This is a genomic window from Falsiroseomonas sp. (assembly GCF_051859025.1).
Classification (GTDB): Bacteria; Pseudomonadota; Alphaproteobacteria; order Acetobacterales; family Acetobacteraceae; genus Falsiroseomonas.
This window is the reverse complement of the sequence record NZ_JBHYGL010000034.1, coordinates 357,211-378,690: the sequence shown is the minus strand read 5'-3', so window position 1 is coordinate 378,690 and position 21,480 is coordinate 357,211. Positions and strand designations below refer to the sequence as shown.

Genomic DNA, 21,480 nt, shown 5'->3' with positions numbered 1-21,480 from the left:
ACCAGCACGCCCCTGGCTGAATTCGATGGTCGTCGGGCCTTGCTGCACCGCCGCATGATCCCGCCCAGCATGGCAAGGATGATCCATTCCCCGTGACCGCCGCTGGCCCCAGGATGAACGAGGCGCGGGTGATGACCGTGCCGATGAACGCGCCGGAGGATGTCTCCGCCGTCGCGCGGCTTTTCGATGATGGCGTCGTCGATCCCGCCCATGTCGTCGCGCTGATCGCGCAGACCGAGGGCGATGGCCATGCCCGCGGCTACGCCGCCACCTGCCTGCAACTGCTGTTCGCGGAACGGCTGGGCCTGACACGCGCGGCCATCTTCGACCGCATCCCGATGCTGATGATCGGCGGCACGGCGGGGCTGATGAGCCCGCACATCACCCTGTTCGTGAACATCCCCGGCCAGGCGAGCGTGCCCGGCGGCCCGAAGCGCCTGGCGATCGGCGTCACCAGCACCCGGGCGCTATTGCCGGAGGAATACGGCACGCCCACCCATGTCGCGCTGGTGGCGGAAGCCGTACGCGCCGCCATGGCGCAGGCCGGCATCGAATCGCCCGATGATGTCGCCTGCGTCGAGATGAAATGCCCGCAGATGACGGCGACCCGCGCGCAGGACGCCGCCAGCCGCGGCGCCGCCACCGTCCACCCCAGCGCCGCCGCCGCATCGTCGATGAGCCGCGGCGCCTCCGCCCTTGGCTGCGCCGTTGCGCTGGGCGAGGTGTCGGCGGAGGCCATCACCCAGGCCGCCATCGCGGGGCGGCCGGACCTGTTTACGCAGCGCGGCTCCGCCTCCTCCGGCAATGAACAGGTGGCGGTGCGCGTGGTGGTCATCGGCAATGTCGCCGGCGCGCCGGGCTTCCATGTGGCCGCGCGCGGCGTCATGGCGCATCAGCTGGACCTGGCGGGGGCGCGCGCCGCCTTCACCGCCGCCGGGCTGCGCCTGGTGGATGGCATGGTGGTGGCGGAGGACCGGCCCCGCCTGGCCGCCGCCTTCGTCAATGCGGGCGCGGATTCCGTGGGCGACTGGCAGGGCAGGCGACACACCATGCTGTCCGACATGCTGGCCGGCTTCTCCGGCCATGTCGCCAAGGCCGTGGCCCATGCCGCCATCGCCGGCATCGCGCAGGAAACGCTGGTGCTCGGCAATGCCGGCGCGGAACACCAGGGCGCGCCGGGGTCGAACCTGGTCTGCGTCATCGCGCGGGGTGCCTGAGCGATGGGCGCGGTGGCACGGCGACGGCTGCGGGAGGGGCTGAGCCCCGTGCTGTTCGTGGCAGCCCTTCTGCTGGCGTGGGAGATCGCCGCCCGCGCCTTCGGCATCTCCAAATTCGTCGCGCCCAAACCCTCCGAGATCCTGCCCATCTTCGCGCAGCGCGGGTCGGAGATCCTCCCGCATGCGATCCAGACGCTGTCCACCACACTGGCGGGCTTCGTCGTCGGCGTGGCGCTGGGCTTCGCGCTGGGCGTGGCGCTCGGCGCGTCGCGCCGCTTCTACGCCATGGTCTTCCCGACGCTGATCGGCGTGAACAGCATCCCGAAGGTGGCGATCGTGCCGCTGCTGGTGCTCTGGGCCGGCATCGGCACCGTGCCGGCCGTCGTCACTTCCGCCGTCATCGTCATCTTCCCCATCGCCGTCGTCGTCTCCGCCTCCATCGCGACGATGGATGCGGAACTGGCGGATGTGCTGCGCTCGCTTGGTGCGGGGCGGCTGCTGGCGCTGGCCAAGGTCGGCGTGCCGCAATCCATGCCGGCCTTCTTCGGCGCGCTGAAGGTCGCGATCACGCTGTCCTTCATCGGATCGATCCTGGCGGAATCCGTCGCCGCTAATCGCGGGCTTGGCTTCATGATGAACCGCGCCGCTTCCGACTTCGATGTGGAGCTTGTCTACAGCGGGCTCCTTACCCTCGCCGCCATGGGCATCGCGCTCTACCTCGCCTCCCTCGCGCTGGAACGGCGCCTGGTGGGATGGGCGGATCGCCGTGGCTGACCTTTTCATCCGACAAGGGACCAGACGCGCATGACCGTGACCCGTTCGTTGTTGCTGCGCGGCGGTGCCGCGGCCCTTGCGGGGGCCCTGGCAAGCCCCGCCATCGCGCAGCCGCTGGAACGCCTGCCGCTGACGCTGAACTGGAAGATCCAGGGCCTGCACGGCGCCTTCTTCCTGGCGCTGGAGCGCGGCTATTTCCGTGCGGAGGGCCTGAACCCCGACATCGTCGCGGGCGATGGCTCCGCCAATGTCGTGAACCGCCTGGCGGGCGGCGCCTTCCAGATCGGCCTCGGCGACGTCGCGTCCCTGGTGCGCTTCAACGCGCAGAATCCCGAACGCCGCGTGAAGGCGATCTACAACCAGACGCCTGCGGATCTGGTGGTGCTGTCGCTGCGCGGCCGCGGCATCACGAAGCCCGAGGATCTGCGCGGCCGCCTGGTCGGCGCGCCCGTCGGTGATGCCGCCTTCAAGATGTTCCCCGCCTTCACCGCCGCAACCGGCGTGCCCGCCAGCGCCATCCGCTGGGAACACATGGCCCCCAACATCCGGGAGGCGATGCTCATCCAGGGCCGCGTGGACGCCATCACCGCCAATGAAGGCACGGCGCTGTTCAACCTGAAGGCCGCGGGGGTGAGGGAGGAGGACATGGTCTTCCTGCGCTACTCCGATTTCGGCATCAACATCGTCAATGCCGGCATGATGGCGAATGAGAGCTTCCTGCGCGACAAGCCGGAGACGGTGCGCAAGGTGCTCCGTGCCGTGAATCGCGGCCTGGTCGATTCCGTCGCCAACCCCGCCGCCAGCCTTGATGCGCTGATGCGGAAGGACCCGCTGCTGAACCGCGCGATCGAGGGCGAGCGCCTGATGTACAGCATCGCCCGCATGGTGGAGCAGCCGGATGCGCGCGAAGGTGGCCTCGGCTTCTACAACGAGGCGAATGTCCGCCGCTCCATCGAGATCGTGACCGCGGCGGAGGGCCTGCCCGCTGCCATCGCGGTATCCGACTTCATGGATATGTCCTTCCTGCCCCCGGCTTCCGCCCGCGTGATCCCGGCCGTCGGGCGCGTCTGATCCATGGCCCGCCCCTTCGTCGAATTCGATCGCGTCACCCTGACCTATGGCGAGGGGGAGGAGGCGACGCCGGCACTCGACCCGACCAGCCTCGGCATCGCGGAGGGCGAGTTCGTCGCGGTGGTGGGCCCCAGCGGCTGTGGGAAATCGTCGCTGCTGAAACTCGTCTCCGGCCTGCTGAAGGCCAGCAGCGGCAATGTGGTCGTGGCGGCGCAGGAGGTGACGGCGCCGATCAAGATCGTCGGCATGGCCTTCCAGAACCCGAACCTGCTGCCCTGGCGCAGCACGCTCCGCAACGTGTTGCTGCCGGCGGAGATCGTGCAGCCCCACCGCGCCCGCTACCGCCGCGACAAGGCGCCCTATGTGGAGCGCGCGCGCCAGCTGCTGCGGACGGTCGGGCTGGAGGGATTCGAGCAGAAGCTGCCTTGGCAGCTCTCCGGCGGCATGCAGCAGCGCGCCAGCCTCTGCCGGGCGCTGATGCATGAACCATCGCTGCTGCTGCTGGACGAACCCTTCGGCGCGCTGGATGCCTTCACGCGGGAGGAGCTGTGGGCCGTGCTGCAATCCCTCTGGATGCAGAAGCCCTTCACGGTGATCCTGGTGACGCATGATCTGCGGGAGGCGCTCTACCTCGCCGACACGATCTATGTGATGAGCGCGCGTCCCGGCCGCATCCTGCTGCGCAAGAATTTCGACCTGCCGCGCCCGCGCACCGTCGACAGCACCTATGACACGCGCTTCGTCCAGGCCCTGGCGGAGCTGCGCGCGCATATCGCGGAGGCCCGCACGCCGGTGCCCTACTTCGCATGAGTGCCGCGGCGGAAACCGCGCCGGCTGCCGTGGCTGCGCCGCGCCCCGCCAGGCCACGCGGGCGCCGCCGGCGTGCCCTGGCGGCCGTGCTGGTGCCGCTGGGCTTCGCGCTGTCCGTCCTGGCGCTGTGGGAGGCGGTGGTGCGGATCGCCGCCCTGCCGCCCTACATCCTGCCGGCGCCGAGCAATTTCTTCAGTGTCCTCGTCGCGCGGTATGAGCCGATCCTGATGATGGCGGCGCAGACGGCGCGATCCACCCTGACGGGCTTCGCCATCGGCGTCAGCCTCGGTGTCGTGCTGGGCGGCGTCATCGGGTCCTCCCGCACCATCTATCGCATGGTCTACCCCGCGCTGATCGGCTTCCACACCATCCCCTCGGTCGCGCTGATCCCGCTCTTCGTCATCTGGTTCGGCGCGGGGCCGCATATCGCCGTCATCACCGCCGTCGTGGTCTGCTTCTTCCCCGTCACCGTCATCATGGCGACGGCCATCGCGACCTCGGCGCCGGAACTCGACGACGTGCTGCGATCGCTCGGCGCCACGCGAAGTGACGTGATGCTGAAGGTCGCGCTGCCGCGGGCGCTGCCGCAATTCTTCGGCTCCCTCAAGCTCGCCATCACCGGCGCCTTCATCGGCACCATCGTGGCGGAGACGATCGCCGCCAATTCGGGCATCGGCTACGTGATGGTGGTCGCCACCAACAGCATGGATGGCGCGCTGGCCTTCGCGGCGCTCAGCGTGCTCGCCGCCATGGGCGTCACGCTCTACGCGGCCTCGCTGTTCCTTGAACGCCGGCTGACCGGCTGGGCCTATCGTGGGAGATGATGGCATGACGCAGGATCTGGCGCTGATGCCGGCGGGCGATCTGGTGGCGCTGTATCGCACCGGCCATGCATCCCCGGTCGAACACCTCCGCGCCGTGCTGGCGCAGGTGGCCGCGCTGAACCCCGTGCTGAACGCCTTCTGCTGGCTGGATGAAGACAGCGCGCTACGCGACGCCCGGGCCAGCGAGGCGCGCTGGAAGGCGGGCGCACCGGCCTCCGCATTGGATGGCGTGACGGCGACGGTGAAGGACCTCTCCGTCACGCGCGGCTGGCCGACGCGCCGCGCCAGCCGGGCCATCCCGGCCGAGGGCCCGTGGCTGGAGGACAGTCCCTCCGTCGCCCGGATGCGGGAGGCGGGCGCGGTGCTGATCGGCAAGACGACGGTGCCCGAATTCGGCGCCGCCTATGTCACGAAATCCGAACTCTGCGGCATCTCCCGCAACCCCTGGAACCCCGCCATGACACCAGGCGGATCGAGCGGCGGTTCCGCCGCCTCCGTCGCCGCGGGGATGGGCACCATCGCGCTGGCCTCCGACGCCGCGGGATCGATCCGCGCGCCGGCGAGCATGAGCGGCGTCTTCGGCCTGAAGACCAGTTTCGGCCGTGTCGCGGATTATCCCTCGTCCTACCTCGGTACGCTCGCCGTCATCGGCCCCATCACCCGCACGGTGCGGGAGGCCGCGCTGTGCATGGACGTCATCAGCCAGCCCGATGCACGGGACAGCTACGCGCTGCCGCCTCCCGGCCACAGCTTCCTTGATGACATCGAAGGCGGCGTGAAGGGGCTGCGCATCGCCTACAGCCCGACGCTCGGCTTCGCGAAGGTCGATCCCGAAGTCGCCGCCATCGTCGCCGCCGGCGTCAAGGCGCTGGAGGCGATGGGCGCGATCGTCGAGATCGTTGATCACGTGATGGACGATCCCTCCGCCATGCTCGGCACGCTGATGGCTCCGGGCCTCGCCAATGCCTTCCGAATCTTCGGCTTCACGGAGGCGCAGCAGGCGCTGATGCTACCGCGCCTGGTGGAGACCGCCGCGCGCGGCGCCGCCGTGCCGATGATGGCCTATCTCGCGGCGCGGGAGGCGCGGGAGAAGCTCGGCGCCCGCATGCGCGCCTTCCATGAACGCTACGACCTGCTGGTGACGCCGGTCGGCGCCATACCGGGCTGCGATGCGGATGCCGATGCGCCGCGCGATCCGCGCTACGCCGCTTTCGCGAATCCACTGCCCTTCGGCGCCGCCTTCAATCTGACGAAGCAGCCAGCCGCTTCCGTCCCTGTGGGCGTCACCGCATCCGGCCTGCCGGTCGGCATGCAGGTGGTCGGGCCGCTCTACGCCGATGCGCTGGTGCTGCGCGCCTGCCTCGCCATCGAACAGGCCCTGCCCATGCCGGCGCCGGACCTGGCGGCGCTGCGCCATTCCCCCTTCGCCGAGGCCATCCCCCGCGGGCTGCTGAGCCAGCGCGAGGCGATGGCCGTCCCGGCCTGACGCAAGGAGAACGCGATGCTCAGCCTCATCACCGGCCTGCATCCCGCGGGCAACCATCCCGCTGGCTGGCGCCATCCCCGCGCCTACGACAACACCATGATGAACCTGGAGCAGATGATCGAGATCGCGCAGACCGCGGAGCGCGGGCTGTTCGACATGCTCTTCATCTCCGATGGCAATGGCGTGGCCGGCATGGAATGGCCCGAATTGTTCGAGGCCAATGCCTTGACCGGCAAGCCCGCGGTCTTCGAACCCGTGACGGTCCTATCCGCCATCGCCATGCACACCAGGCGCATCGGCCTGCTGGCGACGGCGACCACGACCTACGAGGAACCCTTCACGCTCGCGCGGAAATTCGCCTCGCTCGACCACATCAGCAAGGGCCGCGCCTGTTGGAACGTCGTCACCGGGTCCAATGCCTCCGACAGCCTGAATTTCGGCAAGGACGAACACCTGGCACGCTACGACCGCTACGAGCGCGCGAAGGAATTCGTGGAGGTGTGCAAGGGCCTGTGGGATTCCTGGGCGGAGGATGCCTTCCCGCAGGACAAGGCGCGCGGGAAGTATATCGACCTCAACCGCGTGCACACGCTCAACCACAAGGGCAAGCACTTTCGGGTGCGCGGCCCGCTGAACGCCGCCCGCCCGCCGCAGGGCTATCCGGTGCTGTTCAGCGCCGGACAGTCTGAGCCCGGGCGCGAATTGGCCGCCGCGCTGTCGGATTGCATGTTCTGCGCCACGCCTACGAAGAAGCAGGCCGAGGCCTTCTACAAGGACATGAAGTCCCGCCTGGCGAAATACGGCCGCGCACCGGATGAGATGAAGATCATGCCGGGCTGCGTCGTCTATGTCGGCCGCACGGAAGCGGAGGCGGAGGCGATTTTCCAGGAACAGCAGGCGCTGATCGATCCCGTCGTCGGCGTCCGCCACCTCTCGCACTACGTCAACATGGACCTCACGGGCTTCGGCCTGGACGAGCCCTTCCCCGAACTCACCCCCGACGGCATCGGCGGCTCCTCCCGCCGCTATGCGATCAGCGAGGTCGCGCGGCGCGAATCCCTGACCATCCGCCAGACCTATGAACGCTTCCTCCCCTCCTTCGGCCATCCCGTCATGAAGGGTGACGGCAAGCAGGTGGCGGACATGATGGAGGATTGGTATCGCGCCGGCATCTGCGATGGCTTCAACGTCCATGTCGGCTACCAGCCCGATGGCCTCGGCAACTTCGTGGATTATGTGGTGCCCGAACTGCAGCGGCGCGGCCTGTACCGCACCAGCTACCCCGGCAGCACGCTGCGCGACGTCGTCGGCCTCAAGCGGCCGGAGAGCCAGTTCTTCCCGAAGCTTGTGCCCGCGATGGTGGCGGAGTAGCCAGCAGATCCATGCGCTCCATTCCTGCCGATCCCTATCCCTGGCCCTTCGATGGCGATCTCCGGCCCGACAACACGGCGCTGATCGTCATCGACATGCAGACGGATTTCTGCGGCCGCGGCGGCTATGTCGACGCCATGGGCTACGACATCTCGCTGACCCGCGCGCCGATCGAGCCCATCCGCGCCGTCCTCCACGCCATGCGCCAAGGCGGCTTCCACATCCTGCACACGCGGGAAGGCCATCGGCCCGACCTGTCGGACCTGCCCGCCAACAAGCGCTGGCGGTCGCAGCAGATCGGCGCCGGCATCGGCGATCCCGGCCCCTGCGGGAAGATCCTGGTTCGCGGCGAGCCGGGGTGGGAGATCATCCCCGAACTGGCGCCCCTGCCCGGGGAGACGATCATCGACAAGCCCGGCAAGGGCAGCTTCTGCGCCACCGACCTGGAGCTCATCCTGCGGACGCGCGGCATCCGCAACCTGGTGCTGACCGGCATCACCACCGATGTCTGCGTCCACACCACGATGCGGGAAGCCAATGACCGCGGCTTCGAATGCCTGCTGTTGGAGGATTGCTGCGGCGCCACCGATGCCGGCAACCACCAGGCCGCGATCAAGATGGTGAAGATGCAGGGCGGCGTCTTCGGCACGGTCGCCGATTCGAAGGCGCTGGTCGCCGCACTCGGCTGAAGGCGCGTCAGCCGGCCTCGATCGAGACCGGCTCCGCCAGCGTCGCCCATTCCTCATCATCCGCGGTCGTGCCGGTGGTCCACATCAGCACGGCGAAGCGGCCGGGCCTGTCCAGCACGCGCACGGGGTGGTGCCAGGCGCTGGTGTGATAGTTCACGGCCTGGTCGCCGCGGACCAGGAAGGCGCGCAGCCCGGCCTCATCCGGCTTTCCGTCAAGATCGGGCGCCACCATCACCACCCAGCGCGCCACATCCATCGGCGCGAAGCACTGCGATGAACGGTTGTGCCGTTCCATCTGCGTGGCCTGGATCGGCAGGGCCCAGGGCTCCACATGGCTGAAGGCCAGCTTCGGCTGCGTGGCGCCGTCGCTGCCACCGATCGTCTGCTCCAGCGAAGGCCGTTCGCCCCGAGCGGGCGCATCGATCACGTCGCCGAAGGGGGCGAAGGCGTCCTGCGTCAGCGGTTCCAGTACCAGGCGGCGGGTCATGCGGCGATCCTTCCTCGGGGGGCGGGCAGCATGGCGGAATAGCGCCGCGCCTCCAATGGCTGCCCAGATGGCTGGCGCCGCGCGCGGCTTGCGGCATGATGGCGCCCCGACCACGGAGCCACGCCCATGTCCTCGGCCCTTACCGGTCCCTTTGCCCGGGACCTCATCGGCTACGGCCGCAACCCGCCGCATCCGCAGTGGCCGGGCGGCGCGCGCATCGCGATCAACTTCGTCATGAACTACGAGGAAGGGTCCGAGTATTCGCTGCTGGATGGCGACGGATTCTCGGAGGCCACGCTGACGGAAAGTGCCGCCAATGTCGTGCCCGCCGGCGGTCGCGATCTGGCGGCGGAGGGGATGTTCGAATACGGCGTCCGCGTCGGCTTCTGGCGCATCATGCGCCTGTTCGCCGAACGCAACCTGCCCATGACGATCTTCGCCTGTGCCCTCGCTTTGGAACGCCACCCGCCCGCCGCGGCCGCGATCCGGGAAGCCGGGCACGACATCTGCTGCCATGGCTGGCGCTGGATCGAACACTACAAGCTGACGAAGGAGCAGGAGCGCGAGCATATCCGCATGGCGGTGGAAAGCCTGCAGAAGACGCTCGGCTCCCGCCCCCTCGGCTGGTATTGCCGCTATGGACCCAGCATCCACACCCGCGGCCTGCTCGTGGAGGAAGGCGGCTTCCGCTACGACAGCGACTGCTACAATGACGAGATCCCCTACTGGGTGCTGCAGGACGGCAAGCCGCAGCTGATCGTGCCCTATTCCCTCGTCACCAATGACAGCAAGTTCGGCCGCGGCGTCTTCGGGACGTCGGATGATTATTTCCAGTTCCTCCGCGACCAGTTCGACATGCTCTACTCAGAGGGCAAGACGATGCCGCGGATGATGTCCTGCGGCCTGCACCTCCGCTCCATCGGCCATCCCGCCCGCGCGGCGGGGCTGATGCGCTTCCTCGACTATATCGGGAAGTTCGAGGGCGTCTGGGTCGCGCGCCGCGCCGAGATCGCGGAGCATTGGCGCGCGACCTTCCCCTACCAGCCGGGCATGGAGCAGATCAGCAAGGTCGGCCCCTAGCCCAGGCTCATCAGGCTCGCATTGCCACCCGCCGCGGCGGTGTTGGTGCTGATGCAGCGTTCCGCCACCAGGAAGTCGAGCGCCCCTGCATCGTCGCCGGGGCGCAGCGCCAGGACGGGCCGGATGGGCCCGTCCGGCACGGCGACGGCACGGCACAGCGCCACCAGCGCCTCGCCCTCGGCTTCGGCCAGCACGGCGGCGCAATCCTCGGCCTCGACGCTGTCCACCCGCTCCACCAGCCCCGGCGGCAGGCGGAAGGCTGCGGGGGCCACCACGCGCACGGCATTACCCGTCGCCAGCGCCGCCGCGACCTGGCGCCAGGCGCCTTCCTCCGTGACGGGCACGCAGAGGATGCGGCCGCGCGGCTCCACCAGGTAGCGGTTGCTCTCCCCCACCGGCCCCGGCAGCAGCCGATCCTCGCCGAGGCGCGAGGCGGCCATGGCCTGCTTGCAGAAGGCGGCGGCCGCGTCATGCCCGCCGGCTTCCAGCGAGGCGAGAAAGCGCCCCGCCGCCGATGGTGCCGCGCCCTGCCCGGAAGGCGCCACGCGCGTCAGCCGCCGGAGGTAGATCGGCCCGCCCGCCTTGGGCCCGGTGCCGGACAGCCCATGCCCGCCGAAGGGCTGCACGCCGACCACCGCGCCGATGATGCTGCGGTTGACATAGACGTTGCCGGCCGGCGCGGCCGCCACCAGGCGATCGATCGTCTCGTCGATGCGCGAATGCACGCCGAAGGTCAGCGCGTAGCCCGTCGCGGCGATGTCGCGCAGCAGCGCCTCCATCCCGTCGCGCCGGAAGCGCAGCACATGCAGGACGGGGCCGAAGACCTCCTGCTTCAACGCGCCCACCCGGTCGATCTGGATCAGTGTCGGCGCGACGAAATGTCCGTGGTCGCAATCCTCCGGCAGTGGCAGCGCATGCACCGCGTGGCCCGCCTCGCGCATCGCGGCGACATGGGCGAGCAGCCCGCCCTGCGCCGCGACGGAAATCACCGGCCCCACATCCACCGCCAGCCGGTCTGGCCGCCCCACCAACAGCTCCGCCATCGCGCCCTTCAGCATGGCGATGACGCTGTCCGCGATCTCCTCCTGCAGGCACAGCAGCCGCAGCGCGGAACAGCGCTGCCCCGCGCTGTCGAAGGCGGAGGCGATGACATCCGCCACCACCTGTTCCGGTTGGGCGGAACTGTCCACGACCAGCGCGTTCTGTCCCCCCGTCTCCGCCACCAGCGGCACGGGCAGCCCATCCCGCCCCAGCCGCGTCGCGAGTTCCCGGTTGATGAGGCGCGCGACGTCCGTCGATCCCGTGAACATCACGGCCTGCACGCGCGCATCCGCCACCAGCGCGGCGCCGACCGTGCCGTCGCCTGGCACCAGCTGCACCACATCCCGCGGCACGCCGGCCTCATGCAGGATCGCGACCGCAAGCCCGCCGATCAGCGGCACTTCCTCCGCCGGCTTCGCCAGCACGGTATTGCCCGCGGCGAGCGCGGCGGCGACCTGGCCGGTGAAGATGGCGAGGGGAAAATTCCAGGGCGCGATGCAGGCGACGGGGCCGAGCGGCGTTCCCGCCAGCCCGCGCGCCTCGCCTGCGTAGTAGCGCAGGAAATCGACGGCCTCCCGCACCTCCGCGATGGCATTGGGCAGGGATTTTCCGGCCTCCCGCACGATGGGGCCCAGCAGGGCGGGCATCCGCGCCTCCATCAGCGCGGCGGCCTTCTCCAGCAGCTCGGCACGCGTTGCGGCGGATGTCGCGGCCCAGGCGGGCGCGGCGGAATCGGCGGCGGCCAGCGCGGCCTCCACCATCGCCGGCGTGGCTTCCCGCACCTCCCCCACCACGTCGCGCGTATCGGCCGGGTTCAGCACGGCGCGCGGGGGCGCGCCGCCATCCGGCAGCGCCAGCGTCAGGCCCTCGCGCAGCGTCGTGGCCAGGGCTTCCAGCGTGTTCTCATCGGCCAGGTCCATCCCCGCGCTGTTGGCGCGCGCATCCCCGAAGATCGCGCGCGGCGCGGCGATGCCGTCATGCGGCCGCCCGACCGGATCGAGCGCGGAGGCCGCGGCGACCGGATCCTCCAGCAGGGCCGCCACCGGCACGGCAGGGTCATGGATGCGATTGACGAAGGAGGAATTGGCCCCGTTCTCCAGCAGTCGCCGCACGAGATAGGCCAGCAGGGTCTCATGCGTGCCGACGGGGGCGTAGATGCGGCAGGCGCGGCCGAGCGTCGCGACCACCGCCCCATAAAGCGGTTCCCCCATCCCGTGCAGGCACTGGAATTCGTAATCCGCATCGGCGCCCGCCATGGCATCGATGGCGGCGACCGTCATCGCGTTGTGCGTGGCGAACTGGGGAAAGACCGCATCCGGCGCCGCCAGCATCCGCTGTGCGCAGGCGAGGTAGCTGACATCCGTATGGACCTTCCGCGTGAACACCGGAAAATCTGTCTGGCTGTCCACCTGCGCGCGCTTGATCTCGCTGTCCCAATACGCGCCCTTCACCAGCCGTAGCATGATCCGCCGTCCCGTCCGCCGCGCGAGGTCGATGACCAGGTCGATGACGAAGGGCGCGCGCTTCTGATAGGCCTGGACGACGAAGCCGATCCCGTTCCACCCCGCCAGCGTGGGGTCCGCGCAGAGCGCCTCCAGCAGGTCGAGCGACAATTCCAGCCGGTCCGATTCCTCGGCGTCGATGTTCAGCCCGATGTCGTAGCCCCGCGCCAGCCGCGCGAGGCCCTGCAGGCGTGGCAGCAATTCCGCCATCACGCGCGCCCGCTGCGCGCGGGAATAGCGGGGATGGAGGGCAGAGAGCTTGATGGAGATGCCCGGCCCCTCGACGATTCCCCGCCCCGCGCTCGCCTTCCCGATGGCGTGGATCGCGCCCTCATAGGCGCGCAGGTAGCGCGCGGCATCGGCCGAGGTCATCGCCGCTTCGCCGAGCATGTCGAAGGAGTGCCGGAACCCCTTCGCTTCCATCACGCGGCCGCGCTTCAGGGCTTCGTGGATCGTCTCGCCGGTGACGAACTGTTCCCCCATCATGCGCATGGCCATGTCCATGCCGCGGCGGATCACCGGCTCCCCGGCCCTTGCCACCAGCCGCGTCAGTGCCGTGGCGAGGCCGCCTTCCGTCGTTGTCACCGCCAGCCGCCCCGTCACAACCAGGCCCCAGGTGGCCGCATTGACGAAGAGGGACGGCGAATGGCCGAGATGCGCCGCCCAGTCGCCGCCGCCGATCTTGTCGCGGATCAGCGCGTCCCGCGTCGCATCGTCCGGGATGCGCAGCAGCGCCTCCGCCAGGCACATCAGTGCGACGCCCTCCTGGGAGGAGAGCGAGAATTCCTGCACCAGCGCCTCCACCCCGCCCTTGCGGGGGCGGGCGCGCAGCGTGGCGACCAGGCGCTGGGCGAGCGCCGCCGCCGCTGCCTGACGGGCGGGGTCGAGGCGCGCGGCCTCGATCAGCGGCGGCAGGCAGTCTGTCTCCGCGCGGCGGGTTGCGGCGGTGATGGCGCGGCGCAGCGCGTCGCGCGGGGGGGCATCGGCCAGCAGGGCGGCGAAGGGCGGGGTCATGGGGCGGGCTCCCGGTCTGTCGCCTCAGGCTAGGGGCGCCGCCACCGGATCTGTATCTGGCATTTTTCGTCAGATGCCATACAAATCATGCTTCAGGCTCCATAAACCCGAAGGATCAACGGTGCTGGACAGGATCGACCTCCGCCTGCTGGACATCCTCCAGCGCGACGGCCGCATCACCAATGCGGAGCTGGCGGAGCGCATCGGCCTCTCCCCCGCCGCCACCAGCGAGCGGTTTCGGCGGCTGGTAGCCCAGGGCTACATCCTCGGCTTCAGCGCCCGTCTGAACCCCCAGAAGCTCGGCCTCGGCCTGCTGGCCTTCGTGGAGGTGCTGCTGGACAAGACCACCCCCGACGCCTTCGCCCGCTTCGCGGAGGCCGTTACGCGGGCGCCAGAGGTGCTGGAATGCCACATGGTCGCCGGCGGCTTCGACTATCTGGTCAAGGCGCGCCTCGCCGACATGGCCGCCTATCGCCGCTTCCTGGGGGAGGTCCTGCTCAGCCTGCCCGGCGTGAAGGAAACGCGGACCTACGCCGTGATGGAGGAGGTGAAGAATGACGGCCCTCTGCGCCTTCTCTGACCCTCACTCCGCCGCCTTCGCCCCCGAACTCGCCGCGACGGAGGCCTGGTCGATGGCAAGCTTGCCGGGGTTCAGCAAATTGTAGGGGTCCATCGCCCGCTTGAAGGCGATCTCCGTCTCATCCACCGGCTTCATGCCGTTCTCCCGCACCAGGAAGGTGTGGTTGTTGGCGCCGATCGCGCCATCCTCCTGCATCCCCGCCATCACCGCGGCCAGCTGCGCCTCATCCTCGTAGCGGAACAGCGGCGATCCCTGGAAGGACAGCGTTCCGTCGAAGCGCTTGGCCCCCAGGTGGAAGGGGCCAAGGCCCGCGAAGCGCTTCACCGACCGCCCCACCGCCTCCACCAGCCCGGCGTCGCGATACAGCCCGATGCAGTTCACCAGGCTGCGATCCTGCTTGTTCACGTGGAAGCGCGTGTGGCCCCAGGCGAATTCGTCGGCCGGCGCGCCATAGCTGCCCTGGCCCTCCAGCGCCGTCGCCGTGATGGTGCCGCCGAAATCGCGTGCCAGGCTCTCGAAACTCTCGAAGAAGGGCGCGGCCACCATGCAGATCGCCATGTGCTGCCCCTCCCGCATCGCTCCCGCCAGCGGCGGGATGAGTGAGGGCAGGGGCCATTGGTGCAGGCAGATCAGTTTCTTGATGATGCCGTCGCAGACCTTGCGCCTCTTCACCGCGGAGCGCGCCGCGCAGCCCATCCTCTCCGGCGTCTTCGCCGAAGCCATGCGCGGCGTGATCGAGCCGATGCTGGCGGGTCAGCCGAGCTCGAACAGCGCCTCGACCTCGATCGGGATATCGGAATAAAGCTCCGCGACGCCGATCGCGGAGCGGCAATGCCGCCCGCCTTCCCCGAACACATCGACCATCATGTCGGAGAAGCCGTGCAGCACCTCCGACGGCCGGTTGAAGCCGGGCGCGCAGTTGATGAAGCCCATCACCCGCACGCAGCGCACCACCGGGTCCAGCGTGCCGAGGTAGTGCCGCAGGGTGGACAAGCAGCAGAGCGCCGTGATCCGCGCGGCCTCCCGCCCCTGCTCGATGGACAATTCCCGCCCGAGCTTGCCGACCACGAGGGGGACGTTGCCCTCGCCCAGCGGCCCATGCCCGCTCATGTAGACATGGATGCCGGACCGCAGCGCGCGCACGCGGTTCGCCTCGTCCCGGAAGGGCGGCGGCAAGGTGACGCCGAGGGCGGCGAGGCGTTCTTCGTTGGTGGCCATGCTCAATGCTCCTCCAGCAGCCGCCCGCAGCCCGCGATGCGGTCCGTGATCCCGTGGCTGCGCAGTGCGTGCCAATAGGTCGCGGCATTGATGGCGATGACGGGCTTGCCGAGCCAGGCCTCCGCCTGCGCCGCCAGATGCATCATCGGCAGGTTCGCGCCGAACTGGATGATGGCGCGGACCTCCGGGAGGTTCACCTCATTGATCGCATCCCGCAGCGTCGCCAGCGGCGTGAGGCCGATGCCGACGGGGGAGGGGCGCTGCAGATGCTTCGCCGCCACCACCTCGCACCCGATCTCGGCGAGGTAGTTGACCAGATGGCTGTGCGCGACGGGGAAATAGGGCGTCACCAGCCCGACCGGGCCGCTGACGCCGAGCGCCTTGAGCGCGACGGGCAGCGCATCCGCGGCCTGGGTGAAGGGCAGGCCGCCGGTCATGCGGTCCACCCTCTCCTGGATCGCGCGGGCGGCGGCCAGGCCGCCGCCCCAGATGCTCTCGGCGGAGATGCCGAGGACGATGCGATCGGGCTGCGCCGTCAGCACTCGCTCCAGCGCGCCTTCCAGCGCCGCGTCGATGCGGCTGATCAGCGTGTTGAAATCCGCATCGCTGTTCAGCGCGTCATTGGCGATGTGCATCCGCGCGACATGGTTCGTGATGCCGCGCGGGCGCATCGTGTCGTATTCAGGCTGCACCACCGTGTTGGTGGAGGGCGTGACCACCCCGAAGCAGCCCCGCCACCCCAACACATCGGCCATGGTCAGCGCGGAACCCGGCCGGAGGCGACGAGGTAGGCGCGCTCGGCTTCCGCCATCTGCGCCACCGCGGCGTTCAGCGCGGCCGGCGAGTTCAGCGCCGGGTCGGGCAGGGCGCCGAGGTTGCGGAATTCCTCCACCAGCGCGGGGTCTGCAACGGCGGCGCGGAAGGCCGCGGCCAGCCAGGCCTTGCGATCCGCCGGCACCGCCTTCGGCACCGCGATCCAGCGGCTGACGCCCCAATTCACGTCATCCCGTCCGATCACGCTGTTCACCGTCGGCGTTTCCGGCAGGAAGGCGGTGGGCTGGCGGCCCGTGACGGCCACGGGCAGCAGGCGGTTGCCCTGCATGTGGCCGCGCACCTCCGCGAAGAAGCCGAAGGCCAGGTCCACATTGTTGCCGAGCAGCGCCGTGATGCCGGGGCCACCGCCCTGGAACGGCACCTTGAGGAAGCGCGACCCGCTGGCCTGTTCCAACTGCTCGATCAGGTATTCGTAGTAGCCGCCGACGACGTTGGCGACACGGATGGTCCCCGGCCGCGCCCGCGCCGCTTCCAGCAACCCGCGCAGCCCGCCCGTTTTGAAGGGGCCTTCCGCATTGACCATCAGGTTCAGCGGTTCGGCGTTCAGATGCGCGATGTGGTCGAGGTCGCTGACCTGCCAGCGGCCCTGGGACCGCGCGGCGTCGGAGATCACCAGGTTGGCGATGATGCCGATGGCATGCCCGTCGCTCGGCGCCTGCGTCGCCAGCCAGGTGTGGCCGACCAGGCCCGCGCCGCCGGTGCGGTTGTTGACGAAGGAACGCTCCCCCGTCACGCGCTCGAAGAACCGCTGCACGACGCGGCCGGTGATGTCCATGCCGCCGCCGGCGGGATAGACGACGACCATCTCGATCGGCTCCCGCGGATAGCCAGCGGGCTTGATGGCGTTGAGGGCGGCGCGCGCGGGATGCGTGTCCTGCGCCAGCGCGGCGCCGGCGAAGGGCAAGGCGGCGCCGGTGGCGATCAATCCGCGTCGGGTGATGCTCATGTTGTTCCTCCCACAAGGGTTGTTGTTTTGCGCTTGAAGACGACCAGCAGAAGAACCCCGACGGCAGCGGCGATCATCACCGCGGCCAGCGGACGCTGGAGGAAGATCATCGCCCCATCGGGCGACATCACCATGGATTGGCGCAGCGACTGTTCCAGCAGCGGCGCCAGCACGAAGGCCAGCACCAGCGGCGCCAGCTCATAGCCGAATTTGCGCAGCGCCCAGCCCACGACACCGAAGCCGAGCATGACCCAGAGGTCGAAGAGGTTGCGGTTGGCCGAATAGGTGCCGACGAGCGCCAGCAGCAGGATGGCTGGGAACAGCACGGCATAGGGCACGCGCAGCAACTGCACCCACAAGCCCACCAGCGGCAGGTTCAGCACCAGCAGGAAGACATTGCCGATATAGAGGCTGGCGATCACGCCCCAGAAGACATCGGCGCGGTCGATCATCATCGTCGGGCCCGGCTGCACGCCATTGATGATGAGCGCACCCATCAGCAGCGCCGTCACCGCATTGCCGGGAATGCCGAGCGAGAGCAGCGGGATCATGCCCGACGATACAGCCGCGTTGTTCGCGGCCTCCGGCCCCGCCACGCCCTCGATCCTTCCCTTGCCGAAGGTCTCGGGATTCTTCCCGACGCGCCGCTCCACGGCGTAGGAAAGGAATGACGCCGTGACCGGCCCGCCGCCCGGCAGCAGCCCGATCGCGAAGCCGAGCCCCGTGCCGCGCAGGATCGGCGCCCAGGATGCGCGCCAATCCGCCCGCGTCGGCCACAGATTCGACAGCTTCGCCTTCACCGCCATGCCGCGTGCGGATTGCTCCACGTTCAGCAGGATCTCCGACACGCCGAAAAGGCCGATGACCACGGCCAGCAACTCGATCCCCGCGGAGAGGTCTACGCTGCCCGCGGTGAAGCGGAATTCGCCCGTCACGATGTCCATGCCGATGGCGGCGAGCCAGGCGCCTAGGCCGATCATGATCGCGCCCTTCAGCGCCGATCCCTGAATCATCAGGATGGTGCAGGCCAGGCCCAGCAGCATCAGCGCGGCGTATTCCGGCGGTCCCATGCGGATGGCGAAGGCGCCCAGCATCGGCGCCGCCAGGCACAGCACCACGATGCCGACCGTGCCCGCGATGAAGGACCCCAGCGCCGCCATGCCGAGCGCCGCCCCAGCCCGCCCCTGCTTCGCCATGGCATAGCCATCGAGGCAGGTGACGACGGATGCGGCCTCCCCCGGGATGTTCACGAGGATCGATGTGATCGATCCCCCATACATCGAGCCGTAGAAGATGGCGCAGAGCATCGCGACAGCGCCCACCGGCGGCAGCGCCACCGTCGCTGGCAGCAGCAGCGACAGCGCGGCCAGCGGCCCGATGCCGGGCAGCACGCCGATCAGCGTGCCGATGACGCTGCCGATGAAGATGAACTGGATGTTCTGCCAGGTCAGGATGACCTCGAACCCCGCCAGCAGGCCGCTGATCGGATCCATGCCTCAGAACCCCAAGGGGCCGCGCGGCAGCGGCGTGCCGAGCGCGACCGCGAACAGAAGATGCATGCTGCCGGCGGCGATGATGCCGGTGACGATGGCGGCAACCCACGACTTCTCCGGCGCGATGACGCGGAACAGGATGGGCAGCCCCACCGCGCCCGCCAGCGCGAAGCCCAGATACGGCACGGCCAGGATCATGCCGCCGACCACGACGATCAGCACGGCGGTGCGGAAGGGCGCGCCGGGCGCTTCCCAGAATTGCGGGGCTATCTCCTCCCCCGGCGCCGGCTGGCCACCCGTCACGACATGGCGCACCAGCAGCCCCACACCCCCGCCCAGCACCAGCAGCCCCGCGAGGAAGGGGAAGAAGCCGGATGCGGGTCCGCTCGGGTCGCTCAGGCCAAGCCCCATCGAACTCCAGCACAGCGCGATGCCGAGCATGACCCAGAACAGGCTGACCGCTGCGTCGAGACGCGCCATGGCGTTCCTGGTGACGTTTCTTCCCAGGGGCCAGCATCGCCCGATCCGCGCGCGTCGCGCAAGCTACCTTGTCCGTACAACTTTATGGCCATAGGGTAGCTCCAATCGGGAGGACATCCGGCGCATGGACGGCGGACGCGTTCAGGCTTTTCCAAGGCTGTTCACGCCGGTGCGGATCGGCGCGGCGACGTCGCGCAACCGTGTCATGCGCGTGGCCACCACATCGAACCTCGCGGAGCAGAACCGCGTCGGTGAACGTATGCTGGCCTTCTATCGCACCGTTGCCGAAGGCGGCGCGGGTGTGGTGGTCAGCGAAGCCGCGCGCGTGCATCCTGGCGATGCCGTGACCCCGCAGGCCATCCCGCTGTTCGACCGTGGCCCGATTCCCGGCCTGCGGAAGCTGGTGGACCAGGTGCACAGGGCCGGGGCGCTGTTCGTCTTCCAGATGAACCATGGCGGCCGCCAGCATCTCGGCCGCCGCGTCGGCACCCTGCTGGCGCCCTCCGCCATCCCGTGCCCGCGTTCCGGCGGCACGCCGCATGCGCTGACGACGCGGGAGGTGGAGGATATGGTGGAAGCCTTCGTCTCCGCCTCGCTCAACGCCATGGAGACCGGCGCCGATGGCGTGGAGGTGCATGGCGCGCAGGGCCATTTGATCGGCCAGTTCGTCTCCCCCTACACGAACAAGCGCGATGACCGCTACGGCGGCAGCCTGGAGAATCGCCTCCGCTTCCCGACCGAGATCCTGCAGGGCGTCCGCCGCCGCATCGGCCACCGCGCCATCATCGGCTATCGCCTGGCGGTGGAGGAATTCACGGATGGCGGCATCGATGCCGACCAGGCCTGCGAAATCGCGGCGCGTCTCGCCCGTGAAGGGCTCTGCGACTACGTCTCCCTCAGCCAGGGCAACTTTAACACCATCGACACGCATCTGCCGGACCGCCACTGGCCGCAGGAATCCTATCGGGGCATCCAGGCCGCGGTGAAGCGCGCGGTCGGTGATGATTGCGTGGTGGTGCAATCCACCCGCGTGCAGACGCCGGAACAGGCGGAGAGCATCATCGCATCCGGCGATGGCGACATGGTCGGCCTATGCCGCGCGCTGATCGTCGATCCCGAATGGGCGAACAAGGCGCGCACCGGCCGTGCTGCCGAAATCCGTCGCTGCATCGCCTGCAACCAGTGCTGGGACTGGATTTCCAGCGGCGAGCCCATCGGCTGCTCCACCAATCCGCTCGCCGGCCGGGAACACTTTTTCGGTGTGCTGAAGCAGGCCGTGCGCTCCACCGTCGTCGTCGTCGGCGGTGGCCCCGCGGGGATGGAAGCCGCGCGCACTGCCGCCGATCGCGGCCATCGCGTGGTGCTGTTCGAACGGGATGCCGTGCTCGGCGGCAAGTTCCGCGACGCCAGCCACTTCCCGCTGGGCGGGGAGGTCCGGCACCTCACCCTGTTCCAGGAAGGCGCGTTGAAGCGCGCGGGCGTCGAGATTCGCCTTGGCGAGGATGCGACACTGGCAAAAATCATGGCGGAGCAGCCGCACGCCGTGATCGTCGCCACGGGTGCGCAGGCCGTGGCGCCGTCGCTGCCCGGCGATGGCAGCGTGCCGGTGCTTGCGCCGACCTCCATCGGGGACCTCGCCTCGTTGCGAGGCGGCAAGCCCGGTCGCATCCTGCTGATGGATGAGGATGGCTACTACTGGGCCGCCGCCATCGCGGAAGCCGTGGCGCCACTCGGCAAACTGATGGTGACGACGCGCTTCTTCGAACCCTTCCGCGAATTGCCGATGGTGTCCCGCATCGCGACGCTCCGCGAACTCGACAAGGTCGGCGCGGAATTCCGCACCTCCATGGCGCCGGTCCGGATCGAGGGCGGCGCGGTGGTGCTGCGCCACTACCTCACGGGGCGTGAGGGTTGGGTGGAGGATTGCGCCGCGCTGCTCTGGATCGGCCAGGCGCAATCGCGCAACGGGCTGGTGGAGGCGCTGAAGCGGGCGGGGGTGGAGCGCACGCACCTCGTCGGCGATGCCTATGCGCCCCGCCGCGTGGCGGTGGCGCTCGTCGAAGCTCAGATCGCCGCGCGGGCGGTGTAGAGGAAAATCCGATGTCCATCATCAAGCGCAGCATCGATGGCGACACCGCGCAGCGGATGATCGAGGCCGCCATCGCGAAATCGCGTGAATTGAAGAAGGCGATGTGCATCGCCGTGGTGAATGAATGCGGGCAGCTCAAGGCCTTCCACGCCATGGACGGCGCCGCGCACCTCGCCATCCAGATCGCGCAGGACAAGGCCTGGACGGCGTCCTCCTTCGGCATCGCTACGCATGTCTGGTGGGACTTCATCAAGAACGACCCGCCGCTGCTGCACGGCATCACCCACACGCCGCGCCTGGTCATCTTCGGCGGCGGCTACCCCGTGATGGAGGAGGGCCAGATGATCGGTGCCATCGGCGTCTCCGGCGGCCACTATTCCGATGACATGGAAGTGGCGCGCGCGGGGCTGGAGGCGGTGGGCGCGCCGGTTTCCTGAACCGGCGCCTCCTCCTCGTCCTCCTCGACGATCTCGG

The 21,480-nt window shown here is 69.3% G+C and carries 20 protein-coding genes; 12 read left to right on the top strand and 8 right to left on the bottom strand.

The window, feature by feature from the left end; translation table 11 throughout:
- Positions 1–92: 92 nt before the first annotated feature.
- The 8 genes from ACTIE5_RS22880 to biuH are packed head-to-tail and all read left to right on the top strand — an operon-like array spanning position 93 to position 8,242.
- A complete protein-coding gene (locus tag ACTIE5_RS22880; protein WP_439552034.1) occupies positions 93–1,217 on the top strand; it encodes a ring-opening amidohydrolase in 1,125 nt (374 codons plus the stop codon).
- 3 nt (positions 1,218–1,220) lie between these two features.
- A complete protein-coding gene (locus ACTIE5_RS22875; protein WP_439552033.1) occupies positions 1,221–1,991 on the top strand; it encodes an ABC transporter permease in 771 nt (256 codons plus the stop codon).
- Positions 1,992–2,021: 30 nt separating this feature from the next.
- The gene (locus tag ACTIE5_RS22870) at positions 2,022–3,062 is read left to right on the top strand and encodes an ABC transporter substrate-binding protein (RefSeq protein ID WP_439552032.1); all 1,041 of its coding nucleotides are present in this window, start codon (positions 2,022–2,024) and stop codon (positions 3,060–3,062) included.
- Between the two features lie 3 nt (positions 3,063–3,065).
- Positions 3,066–3,872, top strand: a complete 807-nt coding sequence (locus tag ACTIE5_RS22865) for an ABC transporter ATP-binding protein (RefSeq protein ID WP_439552031.1) — start codon at positions 3,066–3,068, stop codon at positions 3,870–3,872.
- 29 nt (positions 3,873–3,901) lie between these two features.
- On the top strand, positions 3,902–4,696 hold the full coding sequence (locus ACTIE5_RS22860) for an ABC transporter permease (RefSeq protein WP_439552030.1): 795 nt from the start codon (positions 3,902–3,904) through the stop codon (positions 4,694–4,696).
- Positions 4,697–4,700: 4 nt separating this feature from the next.
- On the top strand, positions 4,701–6,182 hold the full coding sequence (locus tag ACTIE5_RS22855; RefSeq protein ID WP_439552029.1) for an amidase: 1,482 nt from the start codon (positions 4,701–4,703) through the stop codon (positions 6,180–6,182).
- A gap of 15 nt (positions 6,183–6,197) precedes the next feature.
- Entirely contained in the window at positions 6,198–7,553 is a 1,356-nt protein-coding gene (locus ACTIE5_RS22850) for an LLM class flavin-dependent oxidoreductase (RefSeq protein ID WP_439552028.1), read from the top strand.
- A gap of 11 nt (positions 7,554–7,564) precedes the next feature.
- Positions 7,565–8,242: a biuret amidohydrolase gene (biuH, locus tag ACTIE5_RS22845; protein WP_439552027.1), complete on the top strand. Its 678-nt coding sequence runs from the start codon at positions 7,565–7,567 to the stop codon at positions 8,240–8,242.
- A 7-nt stretch (positions 8,243–8,249) separates the two neighbouring features.
- Here the strand turns inward: biuH and ACTIE5_RS22840 are convergent, their stop codons facing one another.
- A complete protein-coding gene (locus ACTIE5_RS22840) occupies positions 8,250–8,729 on the bottom strand; it encodes an ureidoglycolate lyase (protein WP_439552026.1) in 480 nt (159 codons plus the stop codon).
- A 126-nt stretch (positions 8,730–8,855) separates the two neighbouring features.
- Between ACTIE5_RS22840 and ACTIE5_RS22835 the strand changes: the two genes are divergently transcribed.
- On the top strand, positions 8,856–9,809 hold the full coding sequence (locus ACTIE5_RS22835) for an allantoinase PuuE (RefSeq protein WP_439552025.1): 954 nt from the start codon (positions 8,856–8,858) through the stop codon (positions 9,807–9,809).
- Here the strand turns inward: ACTIE5_RS22835 and putA are convergent.
- A complete protein-coding gene (gene putA, locus ACTIE5_RS22830) occupies positions 9,806–13,366 on the bottom strand; it encodes a bifunctional proline dehydrogenase/L-glutamate gamma-semialdehyde dehydrogenase PutA (RefSeq protein ID WP_439552024.1) in 3,561 nt (1,186 codons plus the stop codon). The genes ACTIE5_RS22835 and putA overlap by 4 nt on opposite strands.
- Positions 13,367–13,487: 121 nt before the next feature.
- Here putA and ACTIE5_RS22825 point away from each other — a divergent pair, with 121 nt between their 5' ends.
- The gene (locus ACTIE5_RS22825; protein WP_439552023.1) at positions 13,488–13,946 is read left to right on the top strand and encodes an Lrp/AsnC ligand binding domain-containing protein; all 459 of its coding nucleotides are present in this window, start codon (positions 13,488–13,490) and stop codon (positions 13,944–13,946) included.
- 3 nt (positions 13,947–13,949) lie between these two features.
- On the opposite strand, the gene ACTIE5_RS22820 is transcribed toward ACTIE5_RS22825, so the two are convergent.
- The 6 genes from ACTIE5_RS22820 to ACTIE5_RS22795 are packed head-to-tail and all read right to left on the bottom strand — an operon-like array spanning position 13,950 to position 18,917.
- Complete coding sequence (locus ACTIE5_RS22820; protein WP_439552022.1) at positions 13,950–14,669, bottom strand: hypothetical protein; 720 nt, start codon at positions 14,667–14,669, stop codon at positions 13,950–13,952.
- A gap of 30 nt (positions 14,670–14,699) precedes the next feature.
- Positions 14,700–15,164, bottom strand: coding sequence for a RidA family protein (locus ACTIE5_RS22815; RefSeq protein WP_439552021.1), 465 nt, complete (start codon positions 15,162–15,164; stop codon positions 14,700–14,702).
- A 2-nt stretch (positions 15,165–15,166) separates the two neighbouring features.
- Entirely contained in the window at positions 15,167–15,919 is a 753-nt protein-coding gene (locus ACTIE5_RS22810; RefSeq protein WP_439552020.1) for a maleate cis-trans isomerase family protein, read from the bottom strand.
- Between the two features lie 2 nt (positions 15,920–15,921).
- Entirely contained in the window at positions 15,922–16,944 is a 1,023-nt protein-coding gene (locus tag ACTIE5_RS22805) for a Bug family tripartite tricarboxylate transporter substrate binding protein (protein ID WP_439552019.1), read from the bottom strand.
- Positions 16,941–18,437 (bottom strand): tripartite tricarboxylate transporter permease, encoded by a 1,497-nt coding sequence (locus ACTIE5_RS22800; RefSeq protein ID WP_439552018.1) that lies wholly within the window; start codon positions 18,435–18,437, stop codon positions 16,941–16,943. The genes ACTIE5_RS22805 and ACTIE5_RS22800 overlap by 4 nt, the downstream gene beginning before the upstream one ends.
- A gap of 3 nt (positions 18,438–18,440) precedes the next feature.
- Positions 18,441–18,917 carry a tripartite tricarboxylate transporter TctB family protein gene (locus ACTIE5_RS22795; protein WP_439552017.1) on the bottom strand — a complete coding sequence of 159 codons (477 nt, stop codon included), beginning with the start codon at positions 18,915–18,917 and terminating at the stop codon, positions 18,441–18,443.
- A 124-nt stretch (positions 18,918–19,041) separates the two neighbouring features.
- Between ACTIE5_RS22795 and ACTIE5_RS22790 the strand changes: the two genes are divergently transcribed.
- Both ACTIE5_RS22790 and ACTIE5_RS22785 read left to right on the top strand, forming a co-directional pair.
- Positions 19,042–21,006 (top strand): FAD-dependent oxidoreductase, encoded by a 1,965-nt coding sequence (locus ACTIE5_RS22790; protein WP_439552016.1) that lies wholly within the window; start codon positions 19,042–19,044, stop codon positions 21,004–21,006.
- Between the two features lie 11 nt (positions 21,007–21,017).
- Positions 21,018–21,443 carry a GlcG/HbpS family heme-binding protein gene (locus ACTIE5_RS22785; RefSeq protein WP_439552015.1) on the top strand — a complete coding sequence of 142 codons (426 nt, stop codon included), beginning with the start codon at positions 21,018–21,020 and terminating at the stop codon, positions 21,441–21,443.
- Positions 21,444–21,480 lie beyond the last annotated feature (37 nt).